10 protein-coding genes are annotated in these 13267 nt (G+C 58.8%); 9 read left to right on the forward strand and 1 reads right to left on the reverse strand.

The window, feature by feature from the left end; translation table 11 throughout:
* The first annotated feature begins 4 nt into the window (after positions 1-4).
* The 9 genes from recA to ACESSO_RS11445 all read left to right on the forward strand — a co-directional run bounded on the left by recA (position 5) and on the right by ACESSO_RS11445 (position 10255).
* Positions 5-1168 (forward strand): recombinase RecA, encoded by a 1164-nt coding sequence (gene recA / locus ACESSO_RS11405; protein ID WP_373165450.1) that lies wholly within the window; start codon positions 5-7, stop codon positions 1166-1168.
* Entirely contained in the window at positions 1165-1635 is a 471-nt protein-coding gene (locus ACESSO_RS11410) for a regulatory protein RecX (protein ID WP_373165451.1), read from the forward strand. The genes recA and ACESSO_RS11410 overlap by 4 nt, the downstream gene beginning before the upstream one ends.
* A gap of 136 nt (positions 1636-1771) precedes the next feature.
* Positions 1772-3571: an oligoendopeptidase F gene (gene pepF, locus ACESSO_RS11415; RefSeq protein WP_373165452.1), complete on the forward strand. Its 1800-nt coding sequence runs from the start codon at positions 1772-1774 to the stop codon at positions 3569-3571.
* Between the two features lie 214 nt (positions 3572-3785).
* Entirely contained in the window at positions 3786-5123 is a 1338-nt protein-coding gene (gene rimO, locus ACESSO_RS11420; protein ID WP_373165453.1) for a 30S ribosomal protein S12 methylthiotransferase RimO, read from the forward strand.
* The gene (pgsA, locus tag ACESSO_RS11425) at positions 5120-5797 is read left to right on the forward strand and encodes a CDP-diacylglycerol--glycerol-3-phosphate 3-phosphatidyltransferase (RefSeq protein WP_297274709.1); all 678 of its coding nucleotides are present in this window, start codon (positions 5120-5122) and stop codon (positions 5795-5797) included. Before rimO ends, pgsA begins: the two co-directional genes overlap by 4 nt.
* A 219-nt stretch (positions 5798-6016) precedes the next feature.
* The gene (locus tag ACESSO_RS11430; protein WP_373165454.1) at positions 6017-6784 is read left to right on the forward strand and encodes a dihydroorotate dehydrogenase electron transfer subunit; all 768 of its coding nucleotides are present in this window, start codon (positions 6017-6019) and stop codon (positions 6782-6784) included.
* Positions 6784-7692: a dihydroorotate dehydrogenase gene (locus ACESSO_RS11435; protein WP_373165455.1), complete on the forward strand. Its 909-nt coding sequence runs from the start codon at positions 6784-6786 to the stop codon at positions 7690-7692. Before ACESSO_RS11430 ends, ACESSO_RS11435 begins: the two co-directional genes overlap by 1 nt.
* Positions 7693-7695: 3 nt before the next feature.
* Positions 7696-8856, forward strand: a complete 1161-nt coding sequence (locus tag ACESSO_RS11440) for a GNAT family N-acetyltransferase (RefSeq protein ID WP_373165456.1) — start codon at positions 7696-7698, stop codon at positions 8854-8856.
* A gap of 112 nt (positions 8857-8968) precedes the next feature.
* Entirely contained in the window at positions 8969-10255 is a 1287-nt protein-coding gene (locus tag ACESSO_RS11445; RefSeq protein ID WP_373165458.1) for a helix-turn-helix domain-containing protein, read from the forward strand.
* A 53-nt stretch (positions 10256-10308) separates the two neighbouring features.
* Here the strand turns inward: ACESSO_RS11445 and ACESSO_RS11450 are convergent, their stop codons facing one another.
* A complete protein-coding gene (locus tag ACESSO_RS11450; protein WP_373165460.1) occupies positions 10309-13146 on the reverse strand; it encodes an S-layer homology domain-containing protein in 2838 nt (945 codons plus the stop codon).
* Positions 13147-13267: the final 121 nt, after the last annotated feature.

Here is a 13267-nt window from a genome sequence, read left to right on the forward strand (position 1 = left end):
TTTCATGGCTACCAAGAAACAGTTGGAACCGGTCGCGCCTGCGGCCGATAAAAAGAAGGCGCTGGAGGCCGCGCTCGGGCAGATCGAAAAGCAGTTCGGCAAAGGCTCGGTTATGCGCCTGGGTGAAAACGCCGGTATGAATATCGACCATATCCCGACCGGATCGATCGGACTGGATCTCGCGTTGGGCATCGGCGGTCTGCCGCGCGGCCGTATTGTAGAGATTTACGGGCCGGAATCCTCTGGTAAGACCACGGTTGCACTGCACTGTGTGGCCGAGGCGCAGAAGATGGGCGGCACCGCCGCGTTTATCGACGCGGAGCATGCGCTCGACCCGGTTTATGCGCAGGCGCTGGGCGTAGACATTGACAGCCTGCTGGTCTCTCAGCCGGATACCGGTGAGCAGGGTCTGGATATCGCGGAAGCGCTCGTGCGCTCGGGCGCAATTGATATTGTGGTCATCGACTCGGTCGCCGCGCTCACCCCGCGCGCCGAGATTGAGGGCGAAATGGGCGACTCGTTTGTCGGTCTGCACGCCCGTATGATGAGTCAGGCGATGCGCAAGCTGGCCGGCTCGATTTCCAAGTCCAACTGCGTGGCCATTTTTATCAACCAGCTGCGTGAAAAGGTCGGCGTGATTTACGGCAGCCCGGAAGTTACGACCGGCGGCCGCGCGCTCAAGTTCTATGCATCCGTGCGTCTGGATGTGCGCCGCATGGAGCACTTGAAGAACGGCACCGAGATGATCGGCAGCCATACGCGCGTCAAGGTGGTCAAGAACAAGGTCGCGCCCCCGTTCAAGGAGGCCGAGTTTGACATCATGTACGGCGAGGGCATTTCGCGTACCAGTGAATTGGTTGATTTGGGTGTCAAATATGGTATCGTCAACAAGTCGGGCGCATGGTTCTCGATGGGCGAAACCCGTTTGGGCCAGGGCCGCGACGCCGCCAAGCAGTATTTTAAGGACCATCCGGATATCGCGGACGATGTGCAGAAGCAGATCATGGAAAAGGTGGAGGAGGAGCGCCGCAACGCACATCAGGCAATGGCGGCCAAGCCTGGTACGCCTGTCGCCGCACCGGCGGCCAAGCCTGCCGCGTCCAAGGCCAGCTCGTCCAAGGCGGTTTCTATCGACGCGGATGATTTTGACGACCTCGACGAAGAATGAGTGAGGATAAGTACCGCGCGGCGCTGGATGCCGCTGCCAAGCAGCTGTCCTACCGCGCGTTGAGCGCCAAAGGCTTACGCGAAAAGCTGCTGGACAAGGGCCACGACGAAGAAGCTGCAGACTATGCGCTTGCGTGGCTGACCGAGCGGCGCCTGCTGGACGACACAGCCTACGCGGAAAGCGTCGTGCGCAGCTGCGCCCGCAAGGGATATGGTGAAATGCGCATTCGGCAGGAGCTGACACGCCGCGGGGTCGACCGCGAGACAGCGGAAGCCGCGCTCACGGGCTTTTCGCCTGACCGCGCGCAGCTGTGTGCGCTGCTGGATAAGCGTTTGCGCGGAGATGTGTCCGATCGTAAGGAAATCGACAAAGCGGTTGCCTTTTTGCAGCGGCGTGGTTTTTCGTGGCAGGACATCCGCGACGCGCTTGCAGAATACGGCCAGAGCATTCCGGATACGTTTGAATAAAAAGAAGCGTGCAAAGCACGCTTCTTTTGTATTTTTCGGAAAAAACGCCGATTTTACCGCGCTTTGCTTGCATACGCCATGCAGTTGGGGTATCATAATAGAGTATTGAAATTCACACTGGAAAGGAAGTATTTCCATGGAAACCATGCAGATTCCCGCCCGCGCGGATGTTGCCGCGCAGGACAAATGGGCGATTCACGATTTGTTTGCAACCGATGACGATTGGCGTGCGGCGCTTGCTGCAGCCAAGGAATTTATTCCCCGTGTCAGTGCGTTCTGCGGCCGACTGGGTGAGAGCGCCGAGACGCTGCTGGGCTATCTGCGGCTGGATGATGAAATCAGTCTTGCGTTCGATGCACTGGTGCATTATGCGCAGCGCAAAAGCGATGAGGACACCCGCGTTGCGGCCTATCAGGAGATGGTCAGTCAAGTGACGCGGCTGGCAGTTGAATTGCAGTCGGCAGCGGCGTTCCAGACGCCTGAGTTGCTCGCAATTCCGGACGAGACGCTGGAGGGCTTCTATCAAACCACGCCGGAGCTGGAGCTGTACCGCAAGAATATTGACCGCGTGCGCCGCCGCAAGGAGCATGTGCTGTCGGATAAGGAAGAGGCACTACTCGCCGCTGCGGGCGAGATGGCCGCCGCGCCCGACGATTTATTCTCCATGCTGAACGATGCCGACCTCAAGTTCCCGGATGCTGTGGATAAGGACGGGAATAAGCACCCTGTCACCCACGGCACGTATATTCCACTGATGCAGTCCTATGATCGCACGCTGCGCAAATCGGCATTCGATTCGCTATACTCGGTTTATGGTCAGTTCCGCAACACGGCGGCGGCCATTCTGTCTGCACAGATGAAGCAGCTTTTGTTCTTCTCGAACGCCCGCAAATACCCCTCGACGCTCGCCGCCGCGCTCGACGGCACCGAGGTCGACCCGCAGATCTACCACAACCTCATCGACGCAGTGCACCGTTCATTCGCGCCGATGTACCGTTATGTTGCGCTGCGCCGCCGCGCGCTCGGCGTGGATGCGCTGCACATGTACGATCTATATGTTCCGGTGGTCGAGGGTGTGGAGATGAAATTTACCTTTGACGAGGCCAAGGAGATTGCGCTCAAGGCGCTCGCGCCGCTCGGCGAGGACTATCTGAACCTGCTGCGCGAGGGTTTCAATAATGGCTGGATCGACGTATATGAAAATGAAGGCAAGCGCTCGGGCGCGTATTCCGCGGGCGCGCGCGTGCATCCCTTTGTGCTCTTGAACTTCAAGGGTACGCTCGACGATGTATTTACCCTGGTGCATGAGATGGGTCACGCGATTCACTCCTATCTGTCCAACAAGCATCAGCCGACCGCTTATCAGGATTATGTGATTTTCGTCGCCGAGGTCGCCTCGACCTGCAACGAAGCGCTGCTGATGGAGTATCTGCTCTCGGTCACCGAGGATAAAAAGCAGCGCGCCTATCTCATCAACCATTTCCTCGAGCAGTTCCGCGGCACGCTGTACCGCCAGACCATGTTCGCGGAGTTTGAGCTGCGCGTCAACGAAATGACCCAGCGCGGCGAAGGAACGACCGCCGAAGCGCTGTGTGCGCTGTACAAGGATTTGAACGTGCAGTATTTCGGGCCGGATATGGTGGTCGATGACGAGATTGCGCTTGAGTGGGCGCGCATTCCGCACTTCTACTATGATTATTATGTCTACCAGTACGCCACGGGCTACGCCGCGGCGATTGCGCTGTCGCGCCGTATTCTGCGCGAGGGCGAAAGCGCGGTGCGCGACTATCTGGGATTCCTGTCGGGCGGCTGCTCGGCCGACCCGATTACGCTCCTGCGCGGCGCAGGCGTCGATATGCGGGGCCCCGCCCCGGTTGAGGACGCAACCAAACTGTTTGACGAGCTTATCGGCGAGATGGAAGCGCTTCTCGCGTGACAAACACGCGCAAATCCTGTATAATGAAGGCAGCACCGCACCATTGTATCTGCGGCGCTTTGCGGAAGTTTTCCGCCCGGACGTTGTTATGTTTTCTTGCAACACATCAAGTATTGCTGCAAAAATATGCCGCGTCCGAACGTAAAATTTACACGCAAATCGCCTTTGATAAATGATGCGGCGCTGCCTTGAACTATTAGAGAGGAGAGATTCAATGCCGAAAATCGGATTGGTCTCGCTCGGCTGCGCCAAGAATCTGGTGGACAGCGAGCATATGCTGGCCCTGCTGCGCGCAGCGGGCTGGGAAATTACCGAGGATATGGCTGAGGCCGACGTGGGCGTGGTCAACACCTGCGGCTTCATCGAAGCGGCCAAGAGCGAGGCCATCGAGACGATTCTCGAGACCGCGCAGTACAAGCAGACCGGAAATATGAAAGGTCTGGTTGTCACGGGCTGTCTGGTGCAGCGCTACGCGGAGGAAATGCAGAAGGAGCTGCCGGAAATTGACGCTATCTGCGGCACGGGCAGCTATGAAAATATCGTGGACGCGGCAAATGCTGCGCTTGGCGGCCAAAAGGCCGCGTACATGGCTGATATGGCGTCAGCCGCGCTCGAGGGCGACCGCAACCGTCTGACCCAATCCTATACCGCTTACTTTAAGATTGCAGAAGGCTGTTCCAACCGCTGCGGCTATTGCATTATCCCCAAGCTGCGCGGGCCGTATCGTTCGCGTGAAATGGGGGCTTTGCTGGAAGAAGCACGGGAATTGTCGGATGCCGGGGTCAAGGAGCTTATTGTTATTGCCCAGGACATTACCAAGTACGGTATGGACCTGCCCGAGCACAAGCGTCTGCTGCCCGAACTGCTGCGGCAGCTGTGTGGGCTGGATTTCACTTGGATACGTCTGCATTACCTGTACCCCGACCAGATAACAGACGAACTGATTGACGTGATTGCGTCCGAGCCGAAAATCGTCAAGTATCTGGACATCCCGCTGCAGCATGTATCAAAGCGTATTCTGCGCGCGATGCACCGTCCGGGTGACGGCGAGGAGTTTGCCGCGCTCATCGAAAAGCTGCGCGCACGTATTCCGGGCTTGGTGCTGCGCACGAGCCTGATTGTCGGTCTGCCGGGCGAGACCGAGGAAGAGTTTGCCGAGCTGTGCAGCTTTTTGCAGGAGACGCAAATCGAGCGCGTCGGCGTGTTTGAGTTTTCGCCCGAAGAGGGGACGGAAGCCGCCGAGCTGCCCGACCAGATCGACGCAGAGACCAAGGCAAACCGCCGTCTGATTGTGGAGGAATTGCAGTCGGGTGTGCTGGATGACTACAACACCGCGCGTCACGGTGAAGTAATGGACGTTTTGTGTGAAGGCTGGGATGATGAGCAGCAGCTCTGGTACGGCCGCACTTATGCCGACTCGGTCGAGGTAGACGGGCATGTGTATTTTGAAAGCGACGACGCGCCCGAAGCGGGTATGTTTGTTCCGGTGCGCATTACCGGAAGCCTTGGGCCCGACCTGCTCGGTGTTCGGCAGAAGGGGGAAGAAAAATGACAACAGCCAATAAAATTACGCTCACGCGCATCGCGATGATCCCGTTTTTCCTGTATTTCGCGTCGCAGCCGATGTTTATTTATGATGAAGCGACCTCTGCACAGACTTTCGTGCCGACCTTTATATTCCCGACGGCGACGGTCGTGGCGCTGGTTCTGTTCTGTGTGGCGAGCTTCACGGATTTTCTCGACGGTTACGTTGCCCGCAAGTACAATCAGGTGACCGACTTCGGCAAGTTTGTCGATCCGCTGGCGGATAAGCTGCTCGTATCCTCGGCGCTCATCCTGTTCGCCGAGCAGGGCGCAATTGCGGGCTGGATGGTGTGCGTCATCCTTGCACGCGAACTGATTATCACCTCGCTGCGCGTGGTCGCGGCGAACAAGGGCCGCGTGCTTGCCGCAACGTGGACGGGCAAGGTCAAAACCTGCGTGCAGATCGGCGGCATCATTTTGATCTACCTGTATTACATCATTTTCCCGTCTTTTGGCTTCTATGGGCCGGGATGGGCGCTGCCGCCGGAGATTATTGGGACCGTACCGGAGTATGTGGCAACCATGAATATCCCGCTGACCGTTATCGGCTGGGTGGTCACGCTGGTGACAATTTACTCTGGCTGGGATTACCTGCGCAAGAACTGGGATATCATCAAGGACGGCGCAGTAAAGCAAAAGTAAATATGAAAAATTCTGCGCCGCAGCACAATGATTCCGCCGCTCTGTAAGCGGCATCAAAAAGTCGAGCTTTGCCCGACTTTAAGATTCGTCTGATTCGATCGAAAGCGTGGTTTCGATCGACAGTCTGAAAAAGGACAGGCTTGCCTGTCCTTTTTTTGTTTCCTTTTGCGCGAAATTCCTGTACAATAGAAGCAGCAATGACTGAAAGGGGAAAGAGGTATGTCGATTCAGGAAATCTGCCGGGTCGCGGAGTGTGCGCGGCTGGGCGAAGGCTTATATTCCATCACCATGCATGCACCGGCTATCTGTGCGAAAACACAGGTCGGCCAGTTTGTGCATATCGCGTGCGGCGAAGGCAATCTGCTGCGCCGCCCGATTTCGATTTGTGACTGGCAGGATGGCAAGTTGCGCATCGTGTTCCAGGTCAAGGGCGAGGGCACCAAGTGGCTTGCCGCCCGCAAGGCAGGGGACGAGCTGGATGTGCTCGGGCCGCTCGGCCACGGGTTTGATACCGCCGCACTCGGCGCAAAGCCGGTCTTTATCGGCGGCGGCATCGGTGTGCCGCCTATGCTTGCATGTGTCAAAAAAGCGGCGGGCGAGGGCGCGCAGCCGCGCGCGATTCTCGGCTTTCGGAACAAGGACGCGGTGATTCTCGAGAACGATTTTGGGGCGGTCTGCGAAGCGTTTGTCACTACCGACGACGGCTCGTATGCACGGCACGGCTTTGTCACCGATGTGCTGGGAGAACTCGTCACGGATGCGACCGGCGTGGCTGCCTGCGGTCCCAAGCCGATGCTCAAGGCCATTGCCGCTATCGCAGACGAGGCGGGCCTGCCCTGTCAGGTCTCGATGGAGGAGCGCATGGGCTGTGGCATCGGCGCGTGTCTGGTGTGCGCGTGTGCGCTCAAGGCGGAGAACGGTGAAACCCGATACGGCCACGTCTGCAAGGACGGGCCGGTGTTTGACGCAAAGGAGGTCGAGTGGTAATGGCGGATTTGAGAGTCAATTTCTGCGGCGTGGAGCTGAAAAACCCCATCACGACGGCGTCAGGCACGTTCGGTTTCGGCCACGAATATGGCGAGTTTTTTGATTTGTCCCTGCTTGGCGGCGTCGGCGTCAAGGGCCTGACCCCGACCGAGCGGCTCGGTAATCCCGCGCCCCGCATCGCGGAGACCCCGGCGGGTATCCTCAATTGCGTCGGTCTGCAAAATCCGGGCATCGACCGCTTCATTGAGGAACAAATCCCGTTTTTGCGGCAGTACGACACCGCGATCATCGCAAATGTGTCGGGCAACACGGTCGAGGAATACGAGGGCATGGTCGAGAAGATTTCGGATGCGGACGTGGACCTCATCGAAATGAACATCTCCTGCCCGAACGTGAAGTGCGGCGGCATGGCGTTCGGCACGCGGCCGGACATGGTCGAGGAAGTCGTGTCGGCGGCGAAGAAAAAGGCGAAAAAGCCGCTGATTGTCAAGCTGTCGCCTAACGTCACCGATATCACGGAGATTGCGCGCGCGGCCGAAGCCGCAGGCGCGGACGCGCTCTCGCTCATCAACACGCTGCTCGGTATGCGCATCAATATTGAGACGAGAAAGCCAATCCTGTCCAACGTGATGGGCGGCCTGTCGGGTCCTGCGGTGTTCCCGGTTGCGGTGCGCATGGTGTATCAGGTGCGAAAAGCGGTTTCCGTGCCGATTCTCGGCATGGGCGGCATCCGCACGGGCAAGGATATCGTAGAAATGCTGCTCGCGGGCGCGGACGCAGTTGCGATGGGTACGGTCATGTTTGCCGACCCGATGGCACCCGTCAAGGCGTTGCGTGAACTGGAAGAATGGATGGACGCGCACGGCGTGAAGTCGGTTTCCGAGCTGTCCGGCGCGGTGGAGGTCTAAAGCATGACCACGGTTTACCTCATCCGCCACGCGGAGGCTGAGGGCAACGTCTATCGCCGCTGCCACGGACAGTACGACAGTCTGCTCACGCCCCGCGCGTATCAGCAGCTGCCGTATCTGGCAAAGCGGTTTGAGAAAGTGCCGCTCGACGCGGTCTATGCGTCCGACCTGTTCCGCGCGCGCACGACCGCCAAGGCGGTCGCTGCACCGCATTACTTGAATGTCGAAATCCGTCCGGTGCTGCGCGAAATCGACATGGGCGATTGGGAGGATATCCCGTGGGCCGAGCTGCCGCGCATCTGGCCGGAGGAATATGCTGTCTGGCGCGCGCGCCCGTGGGATGCGGTGCCGCCGCACGGCGAAAGCGTCATGCAGGCGGGGCGCCGCATGCTGGATGGTGTGCGTCGGCTGGTGGCCGAAAATGACGGCAAATCCTTTGCGGTTGTAACGCACGGCTCAGCAATTCGCGGGGCGCTGACCATCGCGCACGGCTTTGCGCCTGAGCAAATGGGAGAAATCGGATGGGGCGATAACACCTGCGTTGCCAAATTCGAGTTTGACAGGGAAGGACACATTGACGTGGTGTATGAAAACGACGCTTCTCATTTGCCGCAGGAGCTGTCCACCTTTGCCTCAATCGGCTGGACGGATAACAAGGGCGTGCCGAGCACGCCGCAAATCTGGTTTCGCCGTGCCGACCCGATGGACGAGGGAGACGCGGCAAAGATTGTCGCGTTCATGCGCGAGCTGCATCAAAATGCCTACGGCACGGACGCGGGACTGGACCCTGCCGCTCTGCTTGCGGATGTGACGCGTGCGCAGCGCATGTCGCCGCGCTCGTGCTGCTTCGGCTGTCTGGAGGACGGTACGCCCGTGTCGCTCGTCTACCTCAAAACCTGGTATGACGACGAGCCGGACGTGGGACTGGTTGGCGGGTTCTGCATCGATAAAGCGTATCGCGGCCACGGCCTGAGCGGGCAGATTCTCGGACAGGCGATCAGCGTATATCGCGCGCTTGGCAAGGACTACTTATGCGCGCATGTCGCGTCAGAGAACGCGCGCGCGCAGGGCTTTTATCATAAATTCGCGTTTGAACAGCGCGGCGAATATCGGGACGAAAACGGCCTGCATTACCGCATGTTCAAGCGGATTTGTATTGACTGACGCATTTTAGAAGGGCATTCTACCGCTGGTAGAGCGCCCTTCTTCCGTCTGTCGGTTGCCGCGCGGGGTGCATTCTGCTATGCTGAAAGCAGGAAAAGGGAGGTGGAGCTATATGGATGCAAGGAATACAGGGGCACTCATCGCCGCGCGGCGCAAGGCGCTGGGGATGACACAGAAGCAGCTGGCCGAACGGCTGCTCGTGTCGGACAAGGCGGTCAGCAAATGGGAGAACGGCGCAAGCTATCCGGAGGTGACGCTGCTGCCGCCGCTTGCGCAGCTGCTCGGTATCACAGTCGACGAACTACTGGCGGGAGAAGTACACGGGGAGCAGAAGCAGGAGTCAGAACAAACAGATGCAGCCGACACGCCGGAGGACGGCGGCAGCCCGCAGGGCAAACCCGGCGCACCGCCGCTCGAGGCCTTTCTCACGCCGCAGCAGTACCTTGCCGACCGACAAGGCAGCACGGACGACAAAATGCTGCTCGCGGCGGTGGTATGCATCCTCGCGGCGATGTACTGCGGCAGCCTGTTCGGGCAGGCGGCAGTGCTGCGCAATCTGGTGATTGTGCTGGTGATTTATGTGGCGTTTCATGTGTGGCACAGTAAGCAGTGCGACCGCTTTGCCGCGCTTGGCATGGATACAGGCGTCAGTTGCCGTCGTGCGCGCATGGCTGACCGGCTGTTCGGCATCGTGTGGGTGTTTGAATTGCTGGTGTGGTGGCTGGTCAAACGGCTCAGCTGGCTGTTACTCGACTACGAGATTGCCAAAATAGACCGCTATCATATTGTATTCAGTGCAGGGGATGTAAACATCAATAGCCATCAACCTTGGCTGCTGTTCTACGCGATGGCATCCGTGCCGCTGTTCTTCGCATTGGTCGGAGTATTCTCGTTAGCCTACCGGCGCATGAAGTCGGAAACGCGCTTCCGTCCGCTTGCGGTGGCGCTGCCGCTGCTGCCCTACCTGATTGGTACGGGCGTAATTGGCTGGAATCGCGCACAGACTGCACTCTCACAAATGCCTCAATTTGGCGATCCGCAGCCGACCATCGTCGAGGGAGAGGCAATGGGGCGGGCAATCGATGCGGCAGGGCGAAGCACCTTGATCGGTGTCATCCTTGCAATAGTGGTTCTGGCCGCAGCGGTGCTGGTGCTGTGGCGTGTGACGCACGGCCGTGTGCCGTTCGTCAGTGCAGTCATGCTGGCGGTGTATGCGGTTATTTGGCTGCCGACCAATGCACTGTGGTTGGACATCGGTTACGAGGAATTTGCGCTGCAACCGTACGCGGTAGAAGATATCACCATCCAGCTGGGCGGACTGATTACACTGCTGGCGTTGACGGCGCTCTGTGCAGGCATTGCGCTGTTTGCGGGCAGTCTGTGGCGTAAAAAGGCATAGAAAGATAGAAAAAAGGCTTGGAACCAGAGTTCCAAGCCTTTTTCATTTCGTTGTTAGAAAATGGCGACGGTCGTGCCGACCGGGATATTGTTGTAAATCCACTTGATGTCGTTCTTGTACATGCGCACGCAGCCGTGCGAGACGGGGTAGCCTGCGCTGAAGTCATACTCGGTGTCCGTGCCCGGATAGCACAGGCGCGAGTGGAAGGCGTAGCCCGTGCCGGGGTAGAAGCCGACAACCGGACGCACGGTATAGGTGCTGGTCGTCCAGCCGCCCGCAGACTTGTAGGAAACGGTCGTCAGACCGGTCGGGGTGGGCGAGGAGGCCGCGCCTGTACCGACGAGGAAGGACTTAATCAGCTTCCAGTTGCCCTTGGAGCCTTGGAACACGTTCACGTGCTGGTAAGCGCGGTTAATCCATACCAGATACTGGGTGCGGCTCGAGTAGCCCTTGGCATTGACCCAGACCTCTTTTTCATAGGTCGCATAGTCGTTATTGACGGCATAAGAGGTGGTGTAGTTGCCGCGATAGGTCGAGGAAACCAGATTCAGGATGCGGTTAACATCGCGCTGGTAGTACCATTCGTCCGAATAGTTTTCAATCGGTACGGTCTTTTCGATGTATTTTTCCTCGGTTTCACCGGTCGAGGGGTTCTCATAGGTCAGCTTGAAGCCCATGGTCACGCTGGTGTCCATGTCCTTGGTGAAGGTGAAGTAAGTTGTAATGCGGGAAGCTGCGTCCGCCGTCAGCTGGAAGTTGTCGTTGGAATAGTTCGCCAGCGGCTTGCCGTTTTTATACCACTGAGCGGAGCAGATTTTCGGCTCGGTCACGCCTTGGAAAGTAACCTGCGTCACCAGTGAGCCGCCCGCCGTGACCTTCGTGGGCACGCCCATCGAGAGCGTTACACCGGAAAGACCGGGGTCGATGTTTTCGATCATGGAGTCGGCTGCGATGGATACCGTGCAGTTTACCGCACGGATATCGACCGTTGCAGCCTTGCCCTTGCCGTCCACCGTCGTGCCGACGCCCGCAACCAGCAGGCTATCCGTCGTGCCGTTCAGCGTCAGCTTGTTGTTCTTCGCGCCGCCGTTGACTGCAACCGCACCAATCGAGCCGTCTGTTACGATTGTGTTGTTGCTGCCGGTGATGGTGACGGTGTCCGCCTCCAGCTCATACAAATTGATTGTGCGGCCCGACGCGGTGATTTCGATATTGCCGGCGGTGCCGGAATAGTTTACCGCGCCGCCCTTGCCTGCAATGACCAGCGTGCCGGCCGAGGAATCTTCTGACAGAGATACATCCGCCGTACCTGCAGGATCGATCGCGAGAGTGGAAACACGGGAGCCGTTTTGCACGTTCAGCTTGGCGTTTTCCGCGCCTTTGAGCACGATACGGTCACGTGCGGTGACGGCATCAAGCGTAACGTTCTGCGCGGCGGTGGCAAAAATGAGGTCGCCATCCAGGCCCATATCGGATACCGTGTATTCCGGCACGGAGAGAATCGTGCCGCCGGTCAGCGGAGCGGCCGCTTCGGCATCGGGCGTGACTTCGGTATCGGTGTCTGCATTCGTATCAGGGGTTGTTTCTGCGTTGGTATCCGCGTTCTCATCGGTGTTTCCAGCTGCCATTTCTTCCTGCGGGGCAAGAATCTCATCCGCCACGCGGGTAATCATCGTGACAAACTGCGCGCGGGTCAGTGTAGCCTGCGGGGCAAGGGTGGTATCGGTCACGCCATTGACCACGCCTGCCGAGACCAGTGCCGCCGCTGCCTGCTGCTGTGCCGCAGTCATCGTGCTGATGTCGGTAAAGGCGCTCAGTTCATCGGTACCGGTTTCCGCGCGGTCAAAGACAAAAGCGCGTGCAAGCAGCTCGAACGCCTCCGCACGGGTGGCGGCGGTATCAAAGTTGCGGTTGTCGTTCGCATCAATCAGGCCAAGGTGAATGGCTTTGCCGAGATCGGCTGCGTACCACGCATTGGAAGGCGTGCCGCTTAGGCCGCTCGTATTGTCCGCAATGGTCGCGCCGAGCGCGCGGTTCAGCATGACAACCGCTTCCGAGCGCTTGACTGCGTCGTCCGGCAGCATCTTGCCGTCCGTACCCTTGAGCAGACCCATGTCAACCGCCTTGTTCAGCGCGCTTTCCGCCCAGTGTCCCGCGATATCCGGGAAAGCGGGTTCAGTGGGCTGTTCCGGCTCTTCGGGCTGTTCCGGCTCTTCGGGCTGTTCCGGCTGGACCTCTTCAGTCAGGGTCAGCGCAACGGGCAGCGTGCCTGCCATGATGCGTGCGCCATAGAGCTTGGCGGTATCCAGAGTGAGCGCACCGGTAACGGTGACCGGCTCGTTCGCGGCTGTAACGGTGTCAATCTGACCGACGGTTTCACCGTCAAGCGAAACGGTCAGCGCGGTATCCGCGGGCAGTTCGCTTAACAGCGCTTGATGCGCGTTCGTCGTCAGGGTCAGCTGTATGTAAGCGGTGCTGCCGTCATCGGTCAACCCGACCTCGGTTGCGGTTACGTCCGCACCGGTCAGCCAAACCTTGCCGTTTGCATCCGTGGCAGACAGTGCGTTGGTCTGTGACAGGAAAGCGGCAACGTCCGTCGGATTGGGACCCGCGCCGTCCGGCAGGGTGACGATGACGGTTTTGCGGTCATCCGGGAAGGCGACCGCTGCATTGTCAAGCGCAAGCTGCTTGAGGCGCTGCGTCAGCACGCTTTGCAGCTGTTCGGTTATTTCGGTGCTCATGACATCTGTGCCTTCGGGCAGCGTGGCCGCAAAGGTCAGCACTGTGCCGGAGGCAGTTTGCTGTTCGGAGGCTGCGTCACCGCCCGCGGCGAACGCGGTGGTCAGCAGCATGACAGCGGCTAAAAGGCCGCTGAATAGACGTTTTTTCAAGGCATAATCCCCCTTGTTCCAGAATAAGTCTATTGTACGGTCACGGACTATAGCTTGTCAAGCCAAAGCGCGGTTTCAGTTTCGATACAAAGCATGTTTTTCCAAGATTTCCCGTCGGCAT

The sequence above is a fragment of the Agathobaculum sp. Marseille-P7918 genome, from assembly GCF_964248325.1.
Taxonomy (GTDB): Bacteria; Bacillota; Clostridia; order Oscillospirales; family Butyricicoccaceae; genus Agathobaculum.